The following is a 22559-nucleotide window of genomic DNA, read 5'->3' as shown; positions in this document are numbered from 1 at the left end:
ACGTTAGATTGTACCCCCAGGCATAGGCCTGGCTGGTAAAGGAATGGTTAGGGCTGTTTTAGCGCTTAGGGCAGTTGATTGGCCTGCGCCCAGTCACTGCCCAGGCGAATTTCCACGGCGTAAGCGTGGCTGGGATCGAATTCGTGCAGGATGCGGCTGCTGGGCACGCCCATCAGCTCGGCCAGGAAGCTCAGCGTGTGCGGGCTGCCATGGTGATCCACCAGCACGGTGACGCTGCTGGCGGGGGCCGCGCCCACCTGCTCCACATAGACGCCCAGGCTGTTGAGATACTCCTGCGTGCGCGCCCCCAGGCTGGCATCGCCGCTGCCATTCTGGATGGCGATGGCCGGCGCTTCGGCCGCCATGCGCTCGGCGGGCGAGCCCGGGGTGAGCGGGCTGAGCGCACCGGTGGCGGCGAAGATACGATCGCGCAGTGCGTGGATGCGATCTGGCACCGGGATGAGGATCGCCAGATCATCCGGCGAGTTGCCGTAGATCACGTCCTGCTCGCCGATCACGCCATACTCGATCTGCTCGCGTGCGATCTGGGTGCCCAAAACCGCCAGGCGGATGGCATCGTTAAGGCTGAGGTTGGTGCGGATACCGTTGGAGAGCTCGGCATAGATGGCAGGGGCGTTGGCCACCAGGCCGGGCAGCAAGTTGAAATCCACAATACGATCGCGCACGCCCAGCACGATCTGCTGCTGGCGTTGGGCGCGGGCGAAATCGCCGCCGCCGGAGTGGCGATCGCGCGCATAGGCCAGCGCCAGATCGCCGGGCAGCAACTGCGTGCCCGCATCGAGCGTGCGCGGCGGCGATTCTCCCAGAGGGTCCACGCGGATCGGCTCGGGGATGGTGATCTTCACCCCGCCGAGCAGATCGATGAAGTGCACGAAGGCACTAAAGTCGATCTGGGCGTAGTAATCGATCGGCACGCCGATGGTTTGCTCCACCGTGCGGCGGGCAAGCTCCGGCCCGCCGCCGGGCACCTTGTAGAGCTCGCCGAAGTAGTAGGCGGTGTTGATCTTGTTGGGCGTAAAGCCTGGGATCACCGCCCACAGATCGCGCGGGATCGAGAGCATGCCGGCGGTCTTGCTGACGGGATCGATGCTCAGCAGCATCATTGAATCCGTGCGCGAGGGGCCTTGCCCGGCAGACCAATCACGGTAATCCAGCCCCATGATCAAGATGGTGACACGCTCGGCGCCGTCCCAGGCTGGCGGCAAGGCCACATCCGGGCTGGTTTGTAAAATATCGTCGACCTGCAGTGGCTGGCTGTCTGGCGCCTGTGCAATGGCGATGTTGGGCAGGCCGAACAGGCCGCTGGGGGCAGCGCCGAAGTAGCGCGCCCAAGAGTACGCGCTGGGCACCACCAGCAGTGACAGCAGCACGCACAGCGCCAGGGTGATCCAGGCGCTGCGGCGGTGAGCCCGCAGATAGGGGAGAGGGTTCAGGCGGCGGAGCATATTATGGCGTCGCCGTTGGCGGCTGCGGGGTAAACGTAGCCGAGGGGGTGAAAGTGAGTGAAGGCGTGAAGGTGGCCGAGGGCGTCAGGCTGGCGGCGGGGGTCTCGCTGGGCGTCTCGCTGGCACCCGGGCTGGCCAGCGTGGCGCTGGCTAGGGCGGTGGCATTGGTGGGCGAGGGGGTCAGCGAGGCGGTGCTGGTGAAGGTGGGCGTGGCGCTGGGGCCGAGGCATTTTAGGTAGGCGTATTCGCCAGTGGGCTGCAGACCGGCATCGTTGCGGGCCGCTAGCGCCTGTTGGTAGGCCTCGCTGGCTTCGCACCAGCTTTCTTTGGTGGCCAGGCTATCGCCCCAGTGCACCAGCGATTGCCAATAGCGATAGAAGGCTGAATTGCCTTGCGCATCGCGCAGATCAGGCGCCATGCCGACCAACTGCCCGTAATAGTAAGCAGCATCTTGCGGATAGGCCAGCCAGAAGGCATTGCCATACAAGTAGAGGCGTGCCCATTGGCGATAGTTGCTGGCCTGGGCATCCAGCGGGCCGAAATTGGCCGCCAGCGAGAAATCGTACAGACCCGGTTCGAATAAGCCTTGCTGGGTGATCTCGTTGGCGCCGCGGTTGCGCAGAGCGGCATAGAGCATGCCGTCCACTTCGGCGGTGAAGTAGCCAGCATCGGCTTTGCGCAGCGCCAGCAGCGCATCAATGGCGGCGCTCCATTCGCGGGCGGCCAACTGCTGGCGGGCCGCCTGCAGCAGCTCTTCCTTGGTGCGCGGATCCTGGGTGGGGGTAGCACTGGCCTGCAGCGGGGCGCTGGTGGGCGCTTCGGGGGTGTTTTGCAAGACCAGCAATACCTCGATCAGCTTGCTGCCGGTGTCGAGGAAGCGCGGGTTCTCGTAGTAGATGAATTCGAGGCGTTGGCGCGCCAGGTCGTAGCGGCCGGCGGTGATGTCTTCCATGGCCAGGTTGTACTGCTCCAGCATTTGCATGCCAGCCTGCATAGTGGCGGTGGCGTAGAGGATGGTGCGGCCTTCGCTCCAGCCTAGCGCGGCGCTGGCACTGGTGACCAATAGCAGCGCCGCCAAGCCGGCCAGCCCGAACACCAGCGCCGGCGTGCGCAGCCAGGCGCGGCGTGGCCGCGGGGCTTGGGGCGGCACGCCGCGCTGCGGGCGGGTGGTGGCAGGCTCACTGCTGCGCCGGTTAGGCTGGGTGGCCTGAGTGTCGTTGAGATTGCTAGGCATACGCTGTAAGACTCGATTGTACAGGGTTTGGTTCCCAGATGCAGGATGCCTGCCAGGTAGTGGGCAGACTGGTACGCTGCGCAGCAGCGCTGTGTGCCAAGCGGGTAGTTAAACCAAAAACCGCCGTAAAAGCGGCGGTCTCTGGAAACTTGCGAAGCAACTTTAAACGCTGCGCAGCAACGTAGCCCACCAAGTGGACGGTTAAACCAAAAACCGCCGTAAAAACGGCGGTCTCTGGAAAGTTGCGAAGCAACTTTAGACGCTGCTGCGCAGCGTAGCGCTCTCGGCGCGACTCGAACACGCGACCCCTTGCTCCGCAAGCAAGTGCTCTATCCACTGAGCTACGAGAGCTTGTGTGAGGCGGTTATAGCCTCAGCTAGTAATTCACCAACAACCGCCTCACACTTTGGCGTTCGCAAGGGCAGCGAACGCCGCGTGGCGGCAGTACTGGCAGCGAGGTGACTTAGACCTCAGCTTTCTACGCGTCTGCGGTATGACGAGTAGACGAGGAGCTAGTCCTCACATCTGTTGTTAAGTCAGGCTCAGATGCCATCCTGACTCGGCGGGGAATTGTACCGCTACTGCAGCACAATTCAAGGCGGGGAGGGAGGGATTTGAACCCTCGTCCGGAGAAACCTCCGGAACCCACTTAGCAGGCGGGCGCACTAGACCGGGCTATGCGACCTCCCCAGTATCTGTTCAGCGGAGGGAGAGGGATTCGAACCCCCGGTAAGTCGTAGACCTACAACGGTTTTCAAGACCGCCGCCTTAAACCACTCGGCCATCCCTCCCACACCGATTGAACGGTGAGCGGCACATTTTACCATGTTCGGGGGAAAAGAGTTACGAGCTGGCCGGAAATGGTTTGCGAATTTGCAGAAATTGAAAACTGAGGAAACCGAAGAACAGGGGCAGCCAAAAGGTGAGCACGCGGTAACTCAGCGTGATCACGGCGGCTTGTTCCAGTGGCACGAACATCGAGGAAAGCGAGAGGGTCAGCACACCTTCCACCACGCCCACGCCGGCCGGGGTGGGCGAAACGATCAGAAACAGGTAGGCGATGGCGAAGCCGGCGATCAGCGTGCCGATCGAGAGCGGCACTTGAAAGGCCAGGAATACGGAGGTCAGCACGCCGAGCAATAGGCCCTTGCCGAGCAGCGCGTAAAAGAGCGGCTTCCATAATTTGCGCGGCTGGCGCGCAGAGTGCAGCCCGGTGGCGATGTCATGGGCGAACTGCTCGGCGCGCTCTTCGGAGATGGCTTTACGCTTGGTCAACGGTGCGCTAAGCGTATTAGTGCTGCGCGCGATCCAGCGTAGCAGGCGCCCCAGCTCGGCCGGGGCGCGCATGCCCAGGTACAAGATCACCAGCAGCACGCCGGTCATCGCCAGCAGCACACCCGAGGCGGCCAGTTCCGGGCCGCTGATGTCATCACGGCGGAAGAGTACCAGCAGCCCCAGCACCAGGTAGAGCGCAAACCCCGCGTACTCGAACAACACGAAGAGCGCGCCAGCCACGGTGGCGTGCGCCGAGGGCAGTTGGCGGCGGTGTGCATCCGAGATGATCACGGCCATGCCGCTCATGCCCATCGAAGGCGCCACCACGTTGACGAAGTTGGCCGCGGCGGCTAGCGGCACCAGCGGCCCCAGGGGGCGTTCTACGCCCAGCGCGGCGAAGACGCTCTGGTAGGTGGCCGCGGTGCACAGCAGCCAACCAGCCACGCACAGCAGCGCCAGGGCGATGAAGCGCCAATCGCTGCGCTGCAGCACCACCAGGATCTCATCAAATTGGGTGAAGTGGTTGAGGATGAACAACACCCCCACCATTAGCGCCAGGCCGATCAGTAATTTTCGCATGTCGATAAATTATACAGTTCGCCTTTTTCTGCTGCTGTATGCGCGGCGCAGCGCTTGCCCCGTGGCTAAAGCGGCGCAGCGCAGTGCCTGAGCGTATAATAAGAATCAGGGCATTTGCGCGCCGTTGGTGCGCGCCGCGAGTTAATCTCAGTACACGCACAAGGAGCGCGATGACGGATCGATTGGCCTGGATTGGCGAAGAACTACAGGCCTTGCGTGATGCAGGGCTGTACAACCACATCCGTACCCTGGGATCGCCCCAGGGCGCCTGGCTACAGGTAGACGGCCAGCGCGTGCTCAACTTCTGCTCCAATAATTATCTGGGCCTGGCCAACCATCCACGCCTGCTCGCCGCCGCCGAAGCCGCCATGCGCCAGTATGGGCTGGGCCCCGGGGCGGTGCGTAGCATCGCCGGCACCATGGATTTGCACGTCGAGCTGGATACGCGTATGGCCGCCTTCAAGGGTGTGGAAGCGGCCATCACTTTGCAATCCGGCTTTACCGCCAATCTGGCCGTGTTGCCGGCGCTGGTGGGCAAGGAAGACGCCATTTTTTCGGATGAGCTCAACCATGCCAGCATCATTGATGGCAGCCGGCTCTCCGGGGCCAGCATCATTCGCTACAAGCATTGCGATCCGGCCGATTTGCAGCGCGTGCTGGCCGAGCGCCGCGGCGAGTTTCGCCGCGCCCTGGTGGTGACCGATGGCGTGTTCAGCATGGATGGCGATGTAGCCCCGCTGCCGGAGATCTATGCCGTCACCAGCCAGGCAGATGCGATCCTGATGGTAGATGATGCCCACGGTGAAGGCGTGCTGGGCAAGGGCGGCCGCGGCATCGTGGATCACTTTAATCTGCACGGCAAGGTGGATGTTGAGGTAGGCACCTTCTCCAAGGCCTTCGGCGTAGTGGGTGGGGTGGTGGCCGGCAATGAGCGCATTGTGGAATGGCTGCGCCAACGCGGCCGCCCCTTCCTGTTCTCTTCGGCGATGACTGTGCCGGATGTGGCCGCCTGCCTGGCGGCGGTGGACCTGCTTGAGGAATCCAGTGAGCTGGTGGACCGCTTGTGGGCCAATACCCAATTCTTCAAAACAGAAATGCAAGCGCTGGGCTTTGACACCGGCAAGAGCGTCACCCCGATCACCCCGGTGATGCTGGGGGATGAGCAGCTGGCCCAGCAATTCAGCCGTGAGCTGTTCGCCGCGGGCGTGTTTGCCATGGCGATCGCCTTCCCCACGGTGCCGCGTGGCACGGCGCGCTTACGCGTGATGATCTCAGCGGCGCATGACAGCAGTGACCTGGAACATGGCTTGCAGGCGTTCGCCGATGTGGGCCGCAAGCTGGGGGTGATTGGCTGAGATGAGCGCCTGGCCTGGGAAGTTTGTCATCGGCCTGACCGGCAACATCGCCACCGGCAAGAGTGTGGTGCGCCGCATGCTGGAGCATGCCGGCGCCTTTGGCATCGATGCGGATGCGCTTTCGCACCGCGCCATTGAACACAATGGCCCGGCCTATGCGGCCGTGGTGGAGCATTTTGGCAAATTTGTGCTCAAAGACGATGGCGAGATCGACCGCAAGAAGCTGGGCCAGATCGTATTCTCAGACCCGCAGGCCTTGAAGCTGCTCGAGAGCTTGATCCACCCGGCGGTGCGCCAGGGAGTAGACCATTTGGCGCGGCGCAGCTCGCACCAGGTCATCGTGATCGAGGCGATCAAGCTGCTCGAATCGCCGCTGCGCCAGATGTGTGATGTGATCTGGGTGGTGACCGCTAGCGAAGCCGTGCAACTGGCGCGCTTGGAAAACAAGCGCGGTATGACGCAAGAGGAAGCGCGCAAACGCATGGCCAGCCAGACGCCGCAAGCAGAGAAAGCGGCTGAGGCGGATACGGTGATCGAGAACAGTGTTTCGATCGAGCAGACCTGGCAGCAAGTCAAGGCTGCCTGGCGCGCGCTGTTCCCACAGGCGACCGGCGAAACCGTGCCGACGCGCTTGCGCGGGGCGGTGACGGCCGGGCTGGCCAATGGCATGCAAGTGATGCGCGCCCGGCCGCGCCAGGCGCAGGAGATTGCCGAGTTCATCAATGCCAATGCTGATCAAGCACAGTTGCAGGCCGCCCAGGTAGTGGATGCCTTTGGCGAGAAGGCCTTTTTATTGCTGCATACCCTGGATGGGCTGAAGGCCTTGCTGGGCTGGAAAGTGGAAAACCTGGTGGCGCGCGTGGATGGGCTGTTCGTCCAGCGTGGTTTGGCGCATGCTGAATACATCCCCTTCCTCGTTAGCGAAGTGGAGCAGGCCTCGCGTGAATTGCAGTGCGAGGTGATCTTGCTGTTCGTCAGCCCGCGGCTGGCGGCCCAGCGCGATCTGTGGCTGGCATTGGGCTACGAAGAGCGCCTGCCGCAGGAACTGCAGGTCAGCGCCTGGCATGAAGCCGCCCAGGAATCCAGCCGCCCCGATACGGTGATGCTGTTTAAGCAGTTGCGGGCTGACCGGGTGCTACGACCGATCTAGTTATGCGTAATCTATTTGACGAGCTCACGTTTATTTTGCAGCGCTTTAGCCTGGCCAGCTTTGTTGACCTGGCGCTGGTGACGCTCATCATTTTTGCGGCTTTGTTGTTTATTCGCAACACTCGCGCCATGGTGTTGCTGCGCGGTTTCCTGCTGCTCTACATCATGATCAGTCTGTTCACCGTGATCTTTGAGTTGCCGGCGTTCTCCTGGCTGGTGCGCAACTCCGTGCCGGCCATCCTGGTCGCTATCCCGGTGATCTTCGCCCCCGAGATCCGCCGCGTGCTGGAGCGCTTCGGGCGCGCCAGCACGATCCTCAGCGGGCGCAGCACGCGGCAAGGCGCCGGGCGTGATGTGATCGAATCGCTGGCGCACGCCGCCATCCGCCTCTCCGAGCGTCGCTTCGGTGCCCTGATCGTGCTGCAGCGTTTGGACAGCCTAGAGGAGTACGTGGAAACCGGGGTGCCGATGGGCGCCCAGGTGACGCCGGAATTATTGTTACAGATCTTCTATCCGAACACGCCGTTGCACGATGGCGCAGTGATCGTGGCGGATGACCGCATTATCGGCGCCTCCTGTGTGATGCCGCTGTCTTCCAGCGGCGTGCTGTCGGAGAGCGCCGGGCGGCGCATGGGCTTGCGCCACCGCGCCGCCCTAGGCACCTCGGAGATCAGTGATGCCGTGGCGCTGGTGGTCTCCGAGGAGACCGGCGCCATCTCGGTAGCCTTTGGTGGGCGCATGATCCAGCGCCTGGGCCGCGAGCGCCTGGAAGGCGTGCTGCGTGCCTTTTATCGCCCGGTGGAATCCGAGAGCGTATTGGATCGCTTGCTGACGCGCTATCTGCCCTTCCTGCTGCCTGACCCGCCAGAGGATTCGGAGGCTTGATGCTGCGCACGCTATGGCAACGACTGTGGGCCAACATCGGCACCCTGGCCCTGGCCTTCCTGCTGGCCTTCGCGGTGTGGATCTCGGCCGTGGTGGCGGCTGATCCCAACGAGGTGCGTGATTACCCCGTGCCGTTGGCCCTGGAGGTGCGTGGGCTCGATCCTGAGCTGATGGTGATCGGCAGCCTGCCCAGCGAGGTCAGTGTGCGCTTGGGCGCGCCCAGCTCATTGTGGGCGCAGCTCGTGGCCCAGCCGCGCCCGGTCAAGGCGTATGTTGACTTGAGCGGGCTGGAGGAAGGCGAACACGAGGTAGAGATCAAGGTCGAATCGAGTTTGCGGCCGATCCGCGTCGTCAGCCTCACCCTACAGCAGATCAGCGTGGCGCTGGAGCCGCGGGCGGTGCGCGAAGTGATGATCACGCCGCAATTGCAGGGCCAGTTGGCGCTGGGCTTCCAGTTGGATGGCGTCAGCGTGGCGCCCAGCAATGCCACCGTGGTTGGCCCGTTGAGCTTGATGGCGCAGGTGGCCGGCGTGCACGCCGTGCTGGATATTAGCCAGGCGCGTGAACCGATCAGCCTGCCAGTGACCCTGCAGGCGGTGGATGCCAATGGCGTCGTGCTGAGTGGCTTGACCATCGAACCCAGTGAAGCCACCCTGGATGTAAGCATCTTGCAATCCGGCGGCTATCGCGATGTGGCGGTGAAAGTGGAGACCAGCGGCCAACCCGCCAGCGGCTTCCGCGTCACCGATATTTCCGTCTCCCCGCCGGTGGTGACCCTGTTCTCGGCCGACCCGCAAGTAGTGGCCAACTTGCCCGGCTTCGTTACCACGCAGCCGCTCGATCTGACCAATTTGAATGATGATCTGGAAACGCGTTTGCTGCTGGCGCTGCCGCAGGGCGTCATCGTAGTGGGCGAGGAGCAGAACGTGCAGGTGACCGTGGGCATCGCCCCGGTGGAGAGCAGCGTGCTGCTCAACCTCAATGTGGAAGTCATCGGCCTGGCGGCCAACCGCACGGCCACACTTTCGCCGCAGAGCATCAGCGTTATCATCTCTGGTCCGCTGACGGTGCTGCAAAATCTATCGGCAGCGGATGTGCGGCTCATCGTGGACGTGAGCGATTTGGCGTTGGGCACGCATATGCTGGAGCCGGAGGCGGAGATCTTGCCCAATGGCGTGCAAATTTCATCGATCACGCCCAGCGCCATCGAAGTTGTGATCGCGCGTAAATAAAGAAGCGGATTTTATGTCAAAACCTGTTGTTGCTATTGTGGGCCGCCCCAACGTGGGCAAGAGTGCCCTGTTTAATCGCCTGGCTGGGCAGCGCCTGGCCGTGGTGGATGATGTGGCCGGCACTACGCGTGACCGCCTGTACGCCGAATCGGATTGGATCGGCGTGCAGTTCATCATCGTGGATACCGGCGGCATTGACCCCACGGCGGTCACGCGTGGCCGCGAGCCGCTCTCCATCGGCTCGGCCGAGTTCATCGAGCAGATCCGTGAGCAAGCCCAGCAGGCGGTAAGCGATGCCGATCTGGTGATGTTCGTGGTGGATGTGGAAAGCGGCGTCACCCCGGCGGATCGCGAAGTGGCCAGCATCCTGCGCCGCAGCCAACGCAAAGTGGAAGAGCGCCTCGAGCCGCCGGTGCTGCTGGTGGTCAACAAGGTCGATTCGGTGCAGCGCCGTGACCATCTGGCTGAGTTCTATGAGCTGGGCATGGGCGACCCGCATCCGGTGTCCGCCGTGCACGGCTCTGGCACCGGCGATATGCTGGATGCGCTGGTGGCTGCCCTGCCGCCGCAGCCAGAAGACCCGCAGGGTCTGGATGCAGATCTCTCGGTGGCTATCGTGGGCAAGCCCAATGCCGGCAAATCGACGCTGCTCAACGCGCTGGCGGGCGAGGAGCGCGCTATCGTCAGTGATATTCCTGGCACCACCCGTGACACCGTGGATAGTTATGTGGAGTTTGAGGGCCAGCGTGTCAAGCTGATCGATACCGCCGGGCTGCGCCGCCGTGGCAAGATCGAGCCCGGCGTGGAAAAATACTCGGCGATCCGCTCCGTGCGCGCCATCGAGCGGGCCGAAGTGGTGCTGTTGGTGATCGACGCCACCACGGGCATCACCGCTCAGGATGCGCACATTGCCGGCTATGTGCAGGACGCCTGGAAAAGCGCGGTAGTGCTGGTGAACAAGTGGGACGCGGTGGATAAAGACTCCTATAGTATGGATCAATACACGCGCAACATTCGCCATGTGCTGAAATTTATTGACTATGCACCTTTGCTGTTCATCTCGGCCAAAACCGGCCAGCGCGTGCAAGACGTGCTGCCGATGGCGATCAAAGTTGGCGCCGAGCGCATGGTCAAGCTCAGTACCTCGCAGGTCAACCGTGTGTTGGAAGAGGCCCAGGCGCACCAGCCGGCGCCCAACCGTGCCGGGCGCAACCTGCGTATTTACTACGGCACGCAGGTGCGCAGCGATCCGCCTACGTTTATGTTGTATTGCAATGACCCCAAGTTGCTGCACTTTACCTACGAGCGCTACTTGGAAAACCGCATCCGCGAAGCCTACGGCTTCCTGGGTACGCCGATACGCATTGTGGCGAAACAGCGAGAGTAGTGGATAGCTATTTAGCTATTAGCTGTTAGCGATTAGCGGTCAGCTTGTGGGCTTGCGTTCCTGTGGGCTGGGTTACAAAGGGCGCGTGTCGTTCTGAGCAAAGCGAAGAACATCTACGGCGCGTGTTTCAAACGTGCGTAGCGTGGAAGATGCGCCAGCAACGATCCTTCGCTGTTCTGGCTTCGGCGCCCCGGTGTGAGATTCGACACCCGCTCAGGATGACAAAGGGCGCGTGTCGTTCTGAGCAAAGCGAAGAACATCTACGGCGCGTGTTTCAAACATGCGTAGCGTGGAAGAGGTGCCAGCAAGGATCCTTCGCTGACCAAGGCTCGGCGCCCCGGTGTGTGATGCAAAACCCGCTCAGGATGACAGAGGGCGCGTGTCGTTCTGAGCAAAGCGGAGAACATCCCGATGTGTGTTTCATATGGGTAGCGTGGAGGGAGCGCCAGCAATGATCCTTCGCTGTTCTGGGTTCGGCGCCCCGGTGTGAGATTCAACACCCGCTCAGGATGACAAAGGGCGCGTGTCGTTCTGAGTAAAGCGAAGAACATCTACGGCGCGTGTTTCAAACGTGCGTAGCGTGGGAGAAGCGCCAGCAAGGTCCTTCGCTGGTGCGGGTTCGGCGTCCCAGTGTGAGATGCAACACCCGCTCAGGATGACAAAGGGCGCGTGTCGTTCTGAGCAAAGCGAAGAACATCTACGGCGCGTGTTTCAAACATGCGTAGCGTGGAAGATGCGCCAGCAATGATCCTTCGCTGTTCTGGCTTCGGCGCCCGGGTGTGTGATGCAAAACCCGCTCAGGATGACACGCGTAATTAGCAAACAAGCCGCACATTTCTGCGGTTTGTTTTTGTTTTGATTTTGTCTTTAGCTTATGGCTGACAGCTTATAGCTAACAACTAACAACTAACAGCTAACAGCTATTTCACTGCCAACTTCGACAGCGCCGCCGTTACCGACTTCAGATCCGCAGCGTGCGTCTTGAGTTTGTTCACATCGCCGGACTGCAGGCCGCTGCGCACCGAGCTCACCGTGGCCGAGGTCTTGGCCTCGTTGTCGATGATCAGCTGCGTCCATTTCTCCAGGTTGACCAGCATGGTCTGGGCGTTCTTGGGCACGATGGGCAGGTTCTTCACGATGGGCAGGATCACATCCAGCACCTGGTTGGCACTACGGGCGTATTTGACGGCCACCGTGTGCAGGCTACCGAAGGTTGTGGTGAGCTCCAGCGCTACTTCCTGAATGGAGTCAATCATCTGGGCGTTCTCGCGCACCGTACTGGAGATCTGGTCGAGCGAGCTGGAGAGTTTGTTGGAGAATTTGACGTAGCCGGTTTTGGAAGCGGCCGAGGTAGGGCGGGCGTTGCGCATGGATAGCTCCTGTTGGGAAAGGTAAATTTGGCGGCAGTATAACAACCTTGCGCCCTTGCGCTTGGTGCAATCAGGTTAAGGCTTGGTAAAGGGCTGCCTGGGCGGCCAGCACTTGGCTATAATTAACTCAATGAGCGTAAACATTCACGCCAATCGCTACACCCCGGCGGAGGAGCTGGCCAACAGCATCTCGCACGGTATTGGCATCGTCTTGTCGATTGCCGGTTTGGCCGTGCTGGCCAGCTTCGCTAGCCTGCACGGGACGGCCTGGCACATTGTCAGTTGCAGCATCTATGGGGCCACCCAGATCATGCTGTACACCACTTCCACCCTGTATCACGGCATCCCGCTGGAGCGCGCCAAGAAATGGCTGCGCGCGCTGGATCATTCGGCGATTTTTTTGCTCATCGCAGGAACGTATACGCCCTTCCTGCTGGTGAATCTGCGCGGGCCGTGGGGCTGGAGCCTGCTGGCGGTGGTGTGGACGCTGGCCATTGCCGGCATTGCCATGCAGGGCGTCATGCTCAAGCTGCCGCGTTGGGTCAATGCCATTCCGTACATCGGCATGAGCTGGCTGGTGGTGGTGGCCATTCGCCCGCTGCTGGAGAACGTGGCCCCTGGTGGCCTGTGGCTGCTGGCCGGCGGTGGCTTGGCTTACATGGTGGGTGTGATCTTCTATGTGTGGAAGAAGCTGCCCTTTAACCATGCTATCTGGCACGGTTTTGTGTTGCTGGGCAGCGCCTTGCACTACTTTTCTATTCTCTTCTATGTGATTCCGCTGGCGGCCTGAGTGCTAGCAACAAAAAAAGCCCGCCATTTGGCGGGCTTTTTTTGTGGTGCCTGGGCTACATGCGTGGCCGGCGCCCAAAGATGAGCGAGATCACGAACAGCACCAAAAACACCACGAACAAGATCTTGGCAATCTCAGTGGCCGTGCCGGCAATACCACCGAAGCCCAATGCACCGGCGATGAGCGCCACAATCAAAAAGGTAAGTGCCCAGTTAAGCATACATCCTCCTATTCTGCTGGCCGGGCGGCCAGCTATAGGGGACAACGGCAACCGCGAGACCAAGTTATCGCCAGGGGTTGACTCACATCTGGTTTTTATCTATCATAGGGACATGTTGGAACATGTAGGTATGAGTGCATGAAGACTCAATACTACACCGCCACCAGTTTGGATGGCTTCATTGCCACCGAGGATGATTCCTTGGAGTGGCTGTTCTCGCTGGGTGAACTAGCCGAGAGCAGCTACCCCGCCTTCATTACAGAAGTGGGGGCATTGGCAATGGGTTCCACGACCTACCAATGGTTGCAAGAGAACGCAGACGCAGTGATCGCCGAAACGGGCTCGGCCTGGCCTTACACACAACCCACCTGGGTATTCTCCAGCCGCACCTTGCCAGTGCTGGCTGAGGCAGATCTGCGCTTTTGCCGCGGCGACGTGCGCCCTGTCTACGCGGAGATGCGCGCCCAGGCCGGCGATAAGAATCTGTGGGTGGTGGGCGGCGGCGAGCTGGCCGGCCAGTTTTACGATGCCGGCTTGCTGGATGAAATCATCGTGCAAGTGGCCTCAGTCACTTTGGGGCAGGGCAAGCCTTTGTTTCCGCGCCGCCTGCCTAGCAACGCCCTGCGCCTCCGCGCTGTGCAGCAAATGGGCACCGGCATGGTGGAGCTACGCTACGAAGTCAACAAGGCGGCCGGCCAATGACGCTGCTGAACGAGAAGTCACGCGCCGCCAAGCCACTATACGAAGCCATGGCTGACGAGCTGCGCGAGCAAATGCGCAGCGGCCACCTGCAGCCCGGCCAGCGCATCCCCTCCGAAAGCGAGCTGTGCGAGCTGTACGGGGTGGGGCGCAACACCGTGCGCCACGCCATTGCTGACCTCACCGCCCAGGGCTACCTGCGCACGCTGCAAGGCGTGGGCAGCTTCGTCACTGAGCCACGCGTCAGCAAGACCGCCGAATACCTGCTAGGCTTCACGCAAGAGATGCAGATGCAAGGCCGCCAGGTAGCCAGCCGCGTGCTGGAAGCCAGCCTGGTGCCGGCGGATGCGTTTTTGGCACGCCGCCTGCAGGTGCAACTGGGCAGCCCGGTCGCGTTCCTCAACCGTCTGCGTTTTATGGACGGTGAGCCGACTGCTATCGAGCGCGCCTACCTGCCGCACGAACTCTTCCCCGGCATCCTTGAGCATGACTTTGCCAGCACCTCCCTGTATCAAATTCTGGCCGATGGATATGGCCAGCGCCCTGACCATGCCGAGCAGGAGATCGAAGCCAGCCTGGCCAGCGACCAGGTAGCCGAGCTGCTCGGCCTGCCGCAGCCCGCCGTGGTCTTTGTCTTCCATCGCGAGACGCGCACGGCTGAAGGCCGCGTCATCGAATATGTCGATTCTGAAGTGCGCGCGGACCACTTCCGCTTCTATGCCAATCTCAAACTGCATGCGCCTGTGCAGGATTTTGGCTTCCGCCGTTTGCCAGTGCCCGCCGGGAGCGGGCGAGGGTAGTGCGCTGCGCATTGAGCGACGCGCTTGCCCTATAATCTGACTATGCCTCCCGTGAGCGACGAGCAAGTTCAAGCCATCGTGCAGCGCGTGACTGCCCAGCTCGGCGCGGCTGGCGATGTGCCGGCGGCCAAGCCCGCCACACCCACCCAGCGTGAAGGCTTGAAGGTTCGCGTGGTAGCTCTGGGCGCTGATCATGGCGGTTACGCCATGAAAGAGGTGCTCAAGGAGCACTTGCAGGCCAATGGCTACACCATTGTGGACTGTGGCACCAACAGCACCCAAGCGGTGGATTATCCTGATTTTGCCGCCGCGGTGGCGCGCAAAGTGGCCAGCGGCGAAGCCTGGCGCGGCATCATTGTGGATGGCGCTGGCATCGGCAGTTGTATGGCTGCCAACAAAGTGCGCGGCGTGCGCGCCGCCTTGTGCTACGACTACGCTACGGCGGTCAACAGCCGTGAGCACAATGATGCGAATGTGCTCACGCTGGGCGCCGGGCTGATTGGCATGGCGCTGGCCAAGCAGATTGCTGACACTTGGCTGGCCACCGAATTTGGCGGCGGCCGCCACGCCGGGCGTGTGGACAAGATCATGGCGATCGAAGAGCGATCGGCCATCGAAAAAGAGGCAAACAATGGCATACGATAGCGAACAAGTGCGCAAAATTGTGGAGATCGTCACGCGTGAGGTTTTGCACGCGCTGGCGGAGCAGGAACACACCCACACGCATGACAACTGCGAGCACTGCACGCAGGAATGTGCCGATGGCATCTGCGTCAAGACCTGCTTTGACCGCGTGGGCCATGTGCTCAACGCCGGCGCCGAGCGCCTAACCTCTTCGCTGGGTGGTATCCCTGAAGACCCCAGCGTGGCCAAGCTGATCGACCACACGCTGCTCAAGCCAGACGCCACGCCAGACCAGATCGCCCAGTTGTGCTACGAGGCACGCAAACACGGCTTCGCCTCGGTGTGCGTAAACCCGGGCTACGTCAAGCTGTGTGCTGATTTGCTCAAGAACACGGATGTCAAAGTCTGCACCGTCATTGGCTTCCCGCTAGGTGCCGATGCGCCCGATGTCAAAGTCTTCGAGACCGAGACGGCCCTGCGTGACGGCGCTACCGAGATCGACATGGTTATCAACATCGGTGCACTCAAGGGGCGTGACTTTACTCTGGTCGCCCGTGACATTGCCGGCGTAGTGCACATCTCGCACGCCGCGGGTGTGCTGGTGAAAGTGATTATTGAAACGGCGCTGCTGGAAGAAGAAGAAAAGGTTACTGCCTGCTTGCTGGCCAAAGAAGCCGGTGCAGACTTCGTCAAGACCTCTACCGGCTTCTCGGGTGGGGGCGCTACCGCCGCCGATATTGCCCTGATGCGCCGCGTGGTTGGCCCAGACATGGGCGTGAAAGCCAGCGGCGGCGTGCGTGATTACGCTGACGCTAAAACGCTAGTGGACGCGGGCGCCACGCGCATCGGCGCCAGCGCAGGGGTCAAGATCGTGGCGGGCGAAAAAGAAATGAGCAGCACGCGCGTCAGCGCCGTGGCGGCTCCTGAACCGGCAAAGGCGTATTGATGTCCACGCAAACATATTTTGCATTGTCATCCCGAGCGAGCTATGTAGTGGCGCAAAGCGACACTACGGCGACGAGGGATCCTTTAGGCCATTTGAAGTCCAGGTGGACTTTTCTTGCCCTAAAGGATCCCTCCGCAGCCTTCGGCTTCGTCGGAATGACTGAGCAGCGAGGTTGTTTATGCTAATCGCAAAGATCATCGGCACGACTGTGGCCACTATCAAAGACCCCAAGCTGGAAGGCCGCAAATTGCTCATCTGCCGTGAGGCCGATGAGACTGGCAAAGCCACCGGCAAGCCCTATGTTGCTATCGACACCGTCAATGCCGGTGTCGGCGACCTGGTGCTCACCGCGCACGGCTCCAGCGGGCGCCAGACCGACATCACCAAAGACACGCCGGTGGATGCCGTCATCATGGCCGTCATCGACTCGCTGCAGGTGGATGGCGCCAACACCTATAAGAAGTAACCATGGCTGAACTCGACAAAGACCTCCAGTCCATCCAGCAGGCCCGCCACATGGTGGAAGCGGCTTATGCTGCCCACCGCATTTGGGCCACGGCTACACAAGAACAGGTGGACCGCGTGTGCCAGGCCATGGCGGATGCGGCCTATCAGGCCTCCGAGCGCCTCGGCCGTATGGCCAGCGAGGAAACCGGCTACGGCGTGCCTGAGCACAAGAAGCTCAAGAACGAATTCGCTTCCAAGCATGTGTGGGAGAGCATCAAGCACATCAAGACCGTGGGCGTGGTGCGCCATGACCCACAGACGCGTGTGTACGAAATTGCCTGGCCGATGGGCGTAGTGGCGGCGCTGACCCCCAGCACCAACCCTACCTCCACCACCATGAACAAGATCCTGATCTCGGTCAAGGCGCGCAATGGGGTAGTGGTCGCCCCGCATCCGGCGGCGGTGAACTGCTGCGTGGAGACGGCACGCCTGATGGCGCAAGCCGCTGTGGCGGCTGGCGCGCCCGAGGGGCTGGTGCAGTGCATGTCGCACATCAGCCTGCAGGGTACCAATGAACTCATGAGCCACCGACGCACCGCGGTGATCCTGGCTACCGGCGGCAGCCCCATGGTGCGCGCCGCCCATTCGCAGGGCAAGCCGGCCTACGGCGTTGGCCCCGGCAACGTGCCCGTGTATGTTGACCGCAGCGCCGATATTGAGCGCGCCGCCCGCTATATCGTGGCCAGCAAGTCGTTTGATTGCTCGGTCATCTGCGCTACCGAGCAGGCCGTCATCGCTGATCGGCCGATTGCCGCCCGCCTGCAGCAACTGATGGAGAACGAAGGCGCGTACTTCATGACTGAGTCGCAGACCCAGGCCATGCGCACCACGCTGTTCCATCCGGATGGCAGCATCAACACCGCCACGGTGGGCAAGTCGCCGCAGGTGCTGGCAGGGTTGGCGGGCATCAGCATTCCCAGCCATGCGCGCATTTTGGTAGCCAAGCTGCGCAAGATCGGGCGGGAAGAGCCGCTCTCGCGCGAGAAGCTCACCACCGTGCTGGGCTGGTACGAGGTGGACGGCTGGGAGCAGGGCTGTGACCGCTGCGTCGAGATGATCCTCTTCGGCGGGCGTGGCCATAGCGTCATCCTGCACACGGGCGATGACAAGATCGCTATGGCCTTCGGCTTGGAGAAGCCAGTGTTCCGCATCGGCGTCAACACCATGGGCACGCTGGGCACCATCGGCCTCACCACCAAGGTGATGCCCTCGCTGACCCTCGGCTCTGGCGGTATCGGCGGTGCCATCACCGGTGACAACATCACTGTCTATCATCTCTTCAATATCAAGCGCATGGCCTACGAAACCACGCCGCCACCTGAAGCCGCCATGCGGCCTGGCAGCGTGCCGGCTGGCCCCAGCCATGCGCCGTCCGTCACTGAGATTGAAAGTATTGTTCAAGAAGTAGTTCAGCAAATCCTGCGGAGTAACTAACTGCTCACTAATCACTCATCACTAAGAAAGTAGAAGGAGAAAGAAATGGCACAAGATTTGGGTTTGATTGCTTTGGGAATGGTGGAAACCCGTGGCCTGATCGGCGCGGTGGAAGCCGCAGATGCTATGGTGAAGGCTGCCAACGTCGTGCTCATTGGTTCTGAGTACGTAGGCGGCGGCTATGTCACCGTGATGGTGCGTGGCGATGTCGGTGCAGTCAAGGCCGCCACTGACGCTGGCGCCGCGGCTGCCAAACGTATTGGCGAGCTGGTGTCTGTGCATGTGATCCCGCGCCCGCACGAGAATGTTGAGATGATCCTGCCGCAGCAGACCCGCGGCAGCCTGGGCGGCCGCTCCGGCGCTAAGTAACGGACGCAAGTTTGTCCGTTCCGCCGATCGCCGTTACGCGTGACCCGGCTGCCGTCTTAGCCCGCGCCGCCGAAGTGCTGCGCTGGCTGGGTGACCCCGAGCCGGCGCCGCTGGCCGAGCCGCCGCAAGGCGCGTTGTATGTGGGCGCGGACCTGGGCACGGCCTACCTGACGCTGGTGGTGCTGGATGAAAGCGGCACACCCGTGGCGGGCGAATACCAGTTCGCCCAGGTGGTGCGTGACGGCCTGGTGGTGGATTATGCCGGTGCGGTAGACCGCCTGGCGGGTATGAAGGCCCGCGTGGAAGCACGCATCGGCCGCCCGCTGGAGTACGCCGCCAGCGCCTATCCACCCGGCGTCCCACTGGCCGAAGTACGCGCCACCGCCAACGTGGTGGAAGCGGCTGGCCTGCGCTGCGAGACCCTGGTGGATGAGCCCAGCGCCGCCAATGCGCTGCTGGGCATCCACAACGGCGCCATCGTGGATGTAGGCGGCGGCACGACCGGCATCGCCATCCTGCGCGACGGCGAGGTGGTCTACACCGCAGACGAAGCCACCGGCGGTACGCACTTCACGCTGGTGATCGCTGGGGCGCACGGTGTCAGCTTTGAGGACGCCGAGGCAATGAAGACCGACCCGGCGCAGCAGGCTCGCTTGCTGCCCGTGGTGCGCCCGGTAATGGAGAAGGTCGCCAGTATCACCGCCCGCCACATCGCTGCGTATGAGCAGCAAGGTGGTACGGTGGAGCAGCTCACCCTGGTCGGCGGCACGGTGAACTTTCCGGGCATGGCGCAGGTGGTGCAGGAGTACACCGGCATCGCTACCAGCGTTCCGCCGCACCCGGTCTTCGTCACGCCGATCGGCATGGCGTTGCACAGTAGGGATGTCATTGCGAGGACGTGAGGCGGCGTAGCCGCTGAGCGACGTGGCAATCTCCGAGCCCGTTTGGCAAGCTCGTGTTGCGGATAGCTCGCAGGACGAATATTAGAGGAGTTCTATGGCACAAGAAAAATTCTCATTACGCTGCTACTGCTATCTGGACCGCATGCAGCCGCAATACGCCGCCTTCGTCGGCACCATCACCCAGGGTGACCTGCCCACGGAGGGCATGGCCTCGCTGTATGTGGAAATGGCCCCCGGCAACGAAGCCTTCCGCATGGTGGACATCGCCGTCAAGGCCACCGAAGCCCGCCCCGGCGCCCAGTTGGTCGAACGCGAGTTCGGCATGTTCGAAGTGCACTCCATGAACCAGGCCGCCGTCAAAGAAGCCGGTCAGGCCGTGTTGGATCGATTGGGGCTGACGGTGCAAGACCGTATCAAGCCTAAGATCGCTTCACAGCAGATCATTACCAATGTGGACCCGTATCAGGCGCAGCTGCTCAACCGCTTCCGCAAGGGCAGCATGTTGGTGCCCGGCGAGACCATGCTGGTGATGGAAGTGGCCCCGGCCGCCTACATCAACCTGGCCTGCAACGAAGCCGAGAAGAGCGCCAATATCAAAGTCATGCACGTCTCCTCGGTGGGGCGCTTTGGCCGCATGTGGCTGGCGGGCAGCGAGTCTGAAATTGTTACCGCCAGCGAAGCGGCTACCAAGGCGCTGAACGCGCTGGACGGCATTGAAGGCTAAGGAGTAGGTATGGCCAAGGTCTTTTACACCGAGCGAGACATTGAAGACCTGGCGCGCCAGGGTGTGACCTCGCTCACCATCACGGACGACACCGTGCTCACCGAGCTGGCGCGCGAGAAAGCGCGCCGGGCGGGCATTGCCCTGGTGGACGAGAAGGACAGCCGTCCTTCTTCGGCACCGGCGCGCCCGTACATCAACGAGACCCCATCGCCCGCCGCCAGTGCGCCGGCCAAACCGGCCGCCGCTGGCAGCGAGTTGGAAGCGCGCGTGTTCACCGCGGTCAAGGCCAAGCTGGGTGGGCAGGTGGACGAAACCCTGTTGCGCACCATTGTGCAGCGCGTCGTTAAGAGTCTGGGCAAGTAGATGATCTTCGGGCGTGTGCGCGGCGTCGCCATCAGCACCATCAAGTATCCCGACATGGCCGGCTGCCGCCTGCTGGTAGTGCAGCCGCTGAACAGCAAGCTGGAGCCGGTGGGCGGCTTGCAGGTGGCGGTGGACGTGGTCGAAGCGGGCGAGGGCGATCTGTGCGTCATGGCCCGCTCGCGTGAGGCCGCCCTGGCGCTGCCGGACGTCAAGTTCGTGCCGGTGGACCTGGCGTTGGTGGGCCTGGTAGACGAATTGCAAGTGCGCCCCGACGGCGATTTTGATTTCACCCTCAAGGTGGGCACGGCCCGTTACAGCTGATGATCATTGGCAAAGTTACCGGAACGGTAGTCACCACGCTCAGTCATGCGGCCTTCAAACACCGCCGCCTGCTGGTCGTGCAGCCGCTGACCTTGCCGGGCGAGAAGCCCAGCGGTGACTTCATCGCCCTTGACAGCACGCAGGCCGGGGTGGGGGACACGGTGCTGGTCAATCGTGAGGGCAATGGCGCCCGCCAAGTCTTAGCTAACCCAGACGCCCCGGTCACCTCGGTGATCGTGGGCATTGTGGATTCGCTCTCAATTCCAGAGCTCGACTAAGTTCTCGGTTGCGGCTGTATAATCGCAACTTCACTCATGGCACTCCCTCCTTCTGCATTGCCTCCCTCCGAAGACGTTAGCCCACTCGAACGCCAGAATGTGGTGGCGCTGGAAACTCAGCCCCCCTCACAACTGCGCCGCTTCCTGGTCGAGACGATCGAAACCATCCTGCTGGCACTGTTCCTGTTCCTGGCGATCAACTTTGTTTCGGCGCGGGTGCGCGTGGATGGGGTGAGCATGGAGCCCACCTTCCAGTTGGGCGATTATGTCGTCGTCAATCGCCTGGCGTATCGCGCCGGCGCTATCGAGCGCGGCGATGTGATCGTCTTCCCGGCGCCCAGCAACCCAGAGCTGGATTACATCAAGCGCGTGATCGCATTGCCTGGCGATCATATTGCCATTTACAACGGTGCGGTGGTGGTGAACGGGGTCACCCTGCAAGAGCCCTACATCCTTGGCCCGCAGAATGGCAATTACGCCGAGCACGTCGTGCCCGCCGGGCAAGTATTTGTGATGGGCGATAATCGCAACAACTCCGATGATTCGCGCACCTGGGGCTTTTTGCAGATTGAGCAGATCGTTGGCAAAGCGATCTTTCGCTATTGGCCACTCACCAATATGACCGTGGTAGCTCACCCGGTACTTTTGCCTGCCCAACCGTAAACTGCTGCAAATTTTCCACATAGGCATGGTAAAATCTCGCCTTGCTCAAGTATGAGATCAGCCTCATACTTACGAGTGACCGTTGGAGTTCGCTTGCGAACTCCAGAGCCAATTGCGAAGCAATTGGCTACGCCCCCATCGTCTAGAGGCCTAGGACGTGGCCCTTTCAAGGCTAAAACCGGGGTTCGAATCCCCGTGGGGGCATTGCTGTAGAGGGGATGTGCCCTTTGGGCACATCCCCTCTACAGCTTTAGGGAGTTTCTACTCGGCTGTGCCGAGTCACGAAACTCCACGCATTGGTTCGGTACACATCCACAAAGGGGCATTCCTTTTACAGCTTCAAGGAGCTCCTACTGGGCTTCGACCAGTAAAGGAATTCCACACATTGGCTTGGTGGGCATCCCGCTAAGCACAAAAAGCAGAACGCCCCAAATTTGGGGCGTTTCGCTTTTGGAGCGCATCTTGCGTGCTTAGGGTTGCCCTTGCGCAGTGTAGCCATCGATCAGCCAGTTGTCTGCAATCTTGCGAACGCACAGGGCCACGGGGTAGCTGAAAGATTGGCCATCACTGGTCAGCTCGATGATCTCAGCACTCACTGCATACTCAGTGGCAGAGCGTAGCTGAACCTGCTGGATCTCGATGCGCTCCGGCCACGGGCTGGAGGTTTGGCGGCCCGGCGCCCGCGTGGGTGCGGCTTGCCAGGCGGCCAGCAACTCCGGGCTCACCAGTGGGCCGTAATGTGTTGCCATTTCTTGCTCTACGTTTGGCCCCAGCAGCGACACATTCTTGAGCCGTGTGCCGAATTCTTCAATGAGCGCACGCACTTGGGCTTCTTCGCCAGGTGCAATAGCTTGCGCAGTGGGGGTGGTGGCCAGTGGGCTGCATGCCGCCAGGCAGAGGGCGATGCTGGTGAATAAAGTGTAGATGCGTTGCATTGCAATGCCTCCAGGCACCGCTATTTCACCATGCTTGGCTTAGAAGTGTCTG

At 61.7% G+C, this 22559-nt stretch carries 25 protein-coding genes and 4 tRNA genes; 20 read left to right on the top strand and 9 right to left on the bottom strand.

Annotated elements, in window-relative coordinates:
- Positions 1–65: 65 nt before the first annotated feature.
- The 6 genes from KF821_08060 to KF821_08035 form a co-directional block, all read right to left on the bottom strand.
- Positions 66–1466, bottom strand: coding sequence for an LCP family protein (locus tag KF821_08060; protein ID MBX3005759.1), 1401 nt, complete (start codon positions 1464–1466; stop codon positions 66–68).
- Between the two features lies 1 nt (position 1467).
- A complete protein-coding gene (locus KF821_08055; GenBank protein ID MBX3005758.1) occupies positions 1468–2700 on the bottom strand; it encodes a hypothetical protein in 1233 nt (410 codons plus the stop codon).
- Between the two features lie 278 nt (positions 2701–2978).
- Positions 2979–3051, bottom strand: a tRNA-Arg gene (locus KF821_08050).
- Positions 3052–3299: 248 nt separating this feature from the next.
- Positions 3300–3390: transfer RNA gene (locus tag KF821_08045), tRNA-Ser, on the bottom strand.
- A gap of 13 nt (positions 3391–3403) precedes the next feature.
- Positions 3404–3491, bottom strand: a tRNA-Ser gene (locus KF821_08040).
- A 52-nt stretch (positions 3492–3543) separates the two neighbouring features.
- Positions 3544–4554 carry a flippase-like domain-containing protein gene (locus KF821_08035; GenBank protein MBX3005757.1) on the bottom strand — a complete coding sequence of 337 codons (1011 nt, stop codon included), beginning with the start codon at positions 4552–4554 and terminating at the stop codon, positions 3544–3546.
- 170 nt (positions 4555–4724) lie between these two features.
- Here KF821_08035 and KF821_08030 point away from each other — a divergent pair, with 170 nt between their 5' ends.
- The 5 genes from KF821_08030 to der are packed head-to-tail and all read left to right on the top strand — an operon-like array spanning position 4725 to position 10562.
- On the top strand, positions 4725–5909 hold the full coding sequence (locus KF821_08030; GenBank protein MBX3005756.1) for a glycine C-acetyltransferase: 1185 nt from the start codon (positions 4725–4727) through the stop codon (positions 5907–5909).
- Between the two features lies 1 nt (position 5910).
- Complete coding sequence (gene coaE / locus KF821_08025) at positions 5911–7059, top strand: dephospho-CoA kinase (GenBank protein MBX3005755.1); 1149 nt, start codon at positions 5911–5913, stop codon at positions 7057–7059.
- A 2-nt stretch (positions 7060–7061) separates the two neighbouring features.
- Positions 7062–7943: a diadenylate cyclase CdaA gene (gene cdaA, locus KF821_08020; GenBank protein ID MBX3005754.1), complete on the top strand. Its 882-nt coding sequence runs from the start codon at positions 7062–7064 to the stop codon at positions 7941–7943.
- A complete protein-coding gene (locus KF821_08015; GenBank protein MBX3005753.1) occupies positions 7943–9175 on the top strand; it encodes a hypothetical protein in 1233 nt (410 codons plus the stop codon). Before cdaA ends, KF821_08015 begins: the two co-directional genes overlap by 1 nt.
- Positions 9176–9188: 13 nt before the next feature.
- On the top strand, positions 9189–10562 hold the full coding sequence (der, locus tag KF821_08010; GenBank protein ID MBX3005752.1) for a ribosome biogenesis GTPase Der: 1374 nt from the start codon (positions 9189–9191) through the stop codon (positions 10560–10562).
- A 920-nt stretch (positions 10563–11482) separates the two neighbouring features.
- Here the strand turns inward: der and KF821_08005 are convergent.
- Positions 11483–11932, bottom strand: a complete 450-nt coding sequence (locus KF821_08005; GenBank protein MBX3005751.1) for a hypothetical protein — start codon at positions 11930–11932, stop codon at positions 11483–11485.
- A gap of 130 nt (positions 11933–12062) precedes the next feature.
- On the opposite strand from KF821_08005, the gene KF821_08000 reads away from it, so the two are divergent.
- Positions 12063–12722 (top strand): hemolysin III family protein, encoded by a 660-nt coding sequence (locus KF821_08000; GenBank protein ID MBX3005750.1) that lies wholly within the window; start codon positions 12063–12065, stop codon positions 12720–12722.
- 55 nt (positions 12723–12777) lie between these two features.
- Here KF821_08000 and KF821_07995 read toward each other — a convergent pair whose 3' ends face one another.
- Entirely contained in the window at positions 12778–12942 is a 165-nt protein-coding gene (locus KF821_07995; GenBank protein ID MBX3005749.1) for a DUF1328 domain-containing protein, read from the bottom strand.
- Between the two features lie 138 nt (positions 12943–13080).
- On the opposite strand from KF821_07995, the gene KF821_07990 reads away from it, so the two are divergent.
- The 14 genes from KF821_07990 to KF821_07925 all read left to right on the top strand — a co-directional run bounded on the left by KF821_07990 (position 13081) and on the right by KF821_07925 (position 21776).
- Positions 13081–13644: a dihydrofolate reductase family protein gene (locus tag KF821_07990; GenBank protein ID MBX3005748.1), complete on the top strand. Its 564-nt coding sequence runs from the start codon at positions 13081–13083 to the stop codon at positions 13642–13644.
- On the top strand, positions 13641–14441 hold the full coding sequence (locus tag KF821_07985; GenBank protein ID MBX3005747.1) for a GntR family transcriptional regulator: 801 nt from the start codon (positions 13641–13643) through the stop codon (positions 14439–14441). Before KF821_07990 ends, KF821_07985 begins: the two co-directional genes overlap by 4 nt.
- A 42-nt stretch (positions 14442–14483) precedes the next feature.
- The gene (rpiB, locus tag KF821_07980) at positions 14484–15086 is read left to right on the top strand and encodes a ribose 5-phosphate isomerase B (protein ID MBX3005746.1); all 603 of its coding nucleotides are present in this window, start codon (positions 14484–14486) and stop codon (positions 15084–15086) included.
- Positions 15073–16011 (top strand): deoxyribose-phosphate aldolase, encoded by a 939-nt coding sequence (gene deoC / locus KF821_07975; protein ID MBX3005745.1) that lies wholly within the window; start codon positions 15073–15075, stop codon positions 16009–16011. The genes rpiB and deoC overlap by 14 nt, the downstream gene beginning before the upstream one ends.
- A gap of 178 nt (positions 16012–16189) precedes the next feature.
- A complete protein-coding gene (locus KF821_07970; protein MBX3005744.1) occupies positions 16190–16477 on the top strand; it encodes a EutN/CcmL family microcompartment protein in 288 nt (95 codons plus the stop codon).
- 2 nt (positions 16478–16479) lie between these two features.
- Positions 16480–17952, top strand: coding sequence for an aldehyde dehydrogenase family protein (locus KF821_07965; GenBank protein MBX3005743.1), 1473 nt, complete (start codon positions 16480–16482; stop codon positions 17950–17952).
- 45 nt (positions 17953–17997) lie between these two features.
- The gene (locus tag KF821_07960; protein MBX3005742.1) at positions 17998–18321 is read left to right on the top strand and encodes a BMC domain-containing protein; all 324 of its coding nucleotides are present in this window, start codon (positions 17998–18000) and stop codon (positions 18319–18321) included.
- A 74-nt stretch (positions 18322–18395) separates the two neighbouring features.
- Positions 18396–19223 (top strand): ethanolamine utilization protein EutJ, encoded by an 828-nt coding sequence (gene eutJ, locus KF821_07955; protein MBX3005741.1) that lies wholly within the window; start codon positions 18396–18398, stop codon positions 19221–19223.
- A 94-nt stretch (positions 19224–19317) separates the two neighbouring features.
- Positions 19318–19947 (top strand): hypothetical protein, encoded by a 630-nt coding sequence (locus KF821_07950; GenBank protein ID MBX3005740.1) that lies wholly within the window; start codon positions 19318–19320, stop codon positions 19945–19947.
- A gap of 9 nt (positions 19948–19956) precedes the next feature.
- On the top strand, positions 19957–20310 hold the full coding sequence (locus KF821_07945) for a hypothetical protein (protein ID MBX3005739.1): 354 nt from the start codon (positions 19957–19959) through the stop codon (positions 20308–20310).
- A complete protein-coding gene (locus KF821_07940; GenBank protein MBX3005738.1) occupies positions 20311–20631 on the top strand; it encodes a EutN/CcmL family microcompartment protein in 321 nt (106 codons plus the stop codon).
- Positions 20631–20909 (top strand): EutN/CcmL family microcompartment protein, encoded by a 279-nt coding sequence (locus KF821_07935; protein ID MBX3005737.1) that lies wholly within the window; start codon positions 20631–20633, stop codon positions 20907–20909. Before KF821_07940 ends, KF821_07935 begins: the two co-directional genes overlap by 1 nt.
- 36 nt (positions 20910–20945) lie before the next feature.
- On the top strand, positions 20946–21572 hold the full coding sequence (gene lepB / locus KF821_07930) for a signal peptidase I (protein ID MBX3005736.1): 627 nt from the start codon (positions 20946–20948) through the stop codon (positions 21570–21572).
- A 131-nt stretch (positions 21573–21703) separates the two neighbouring features.
- A tRNA-Glu gene (locus KF821_07925) sits at positions 21704–21776 on the top strand.
- Positions 21777–22042: 266 nt separating this feature from the next.
- Here KF821_07925 and KF821_07920 read toward each other — a convergent pair.
- Positions 22043–22507: a hypothetical protein gene (locus KF821_07920; GenBank protein MBX3005735.1), complete on the bottom strand. Its 465-nt coding sequence runs from the start codon at positions 22505–22507 to the stop codon at positions 22043–22045.
- Between the last annotated feature and the right edge of the window lie 52 nt (positions 22508–22559).

This window comes from Anaerolineales bacterium, from assembly GCA_019637755.1.
Taxonomy (GTDB): Bacteria; Chloroflexota; Anaerolineae; order Anaerolineales; family UBA11579; genus JAMCZK01.
The sequence above is the reverse complement of the archived record's forward strand: the minus strand, read 5'-3'. Positions and strand labels throughout refer to the sequence as shown.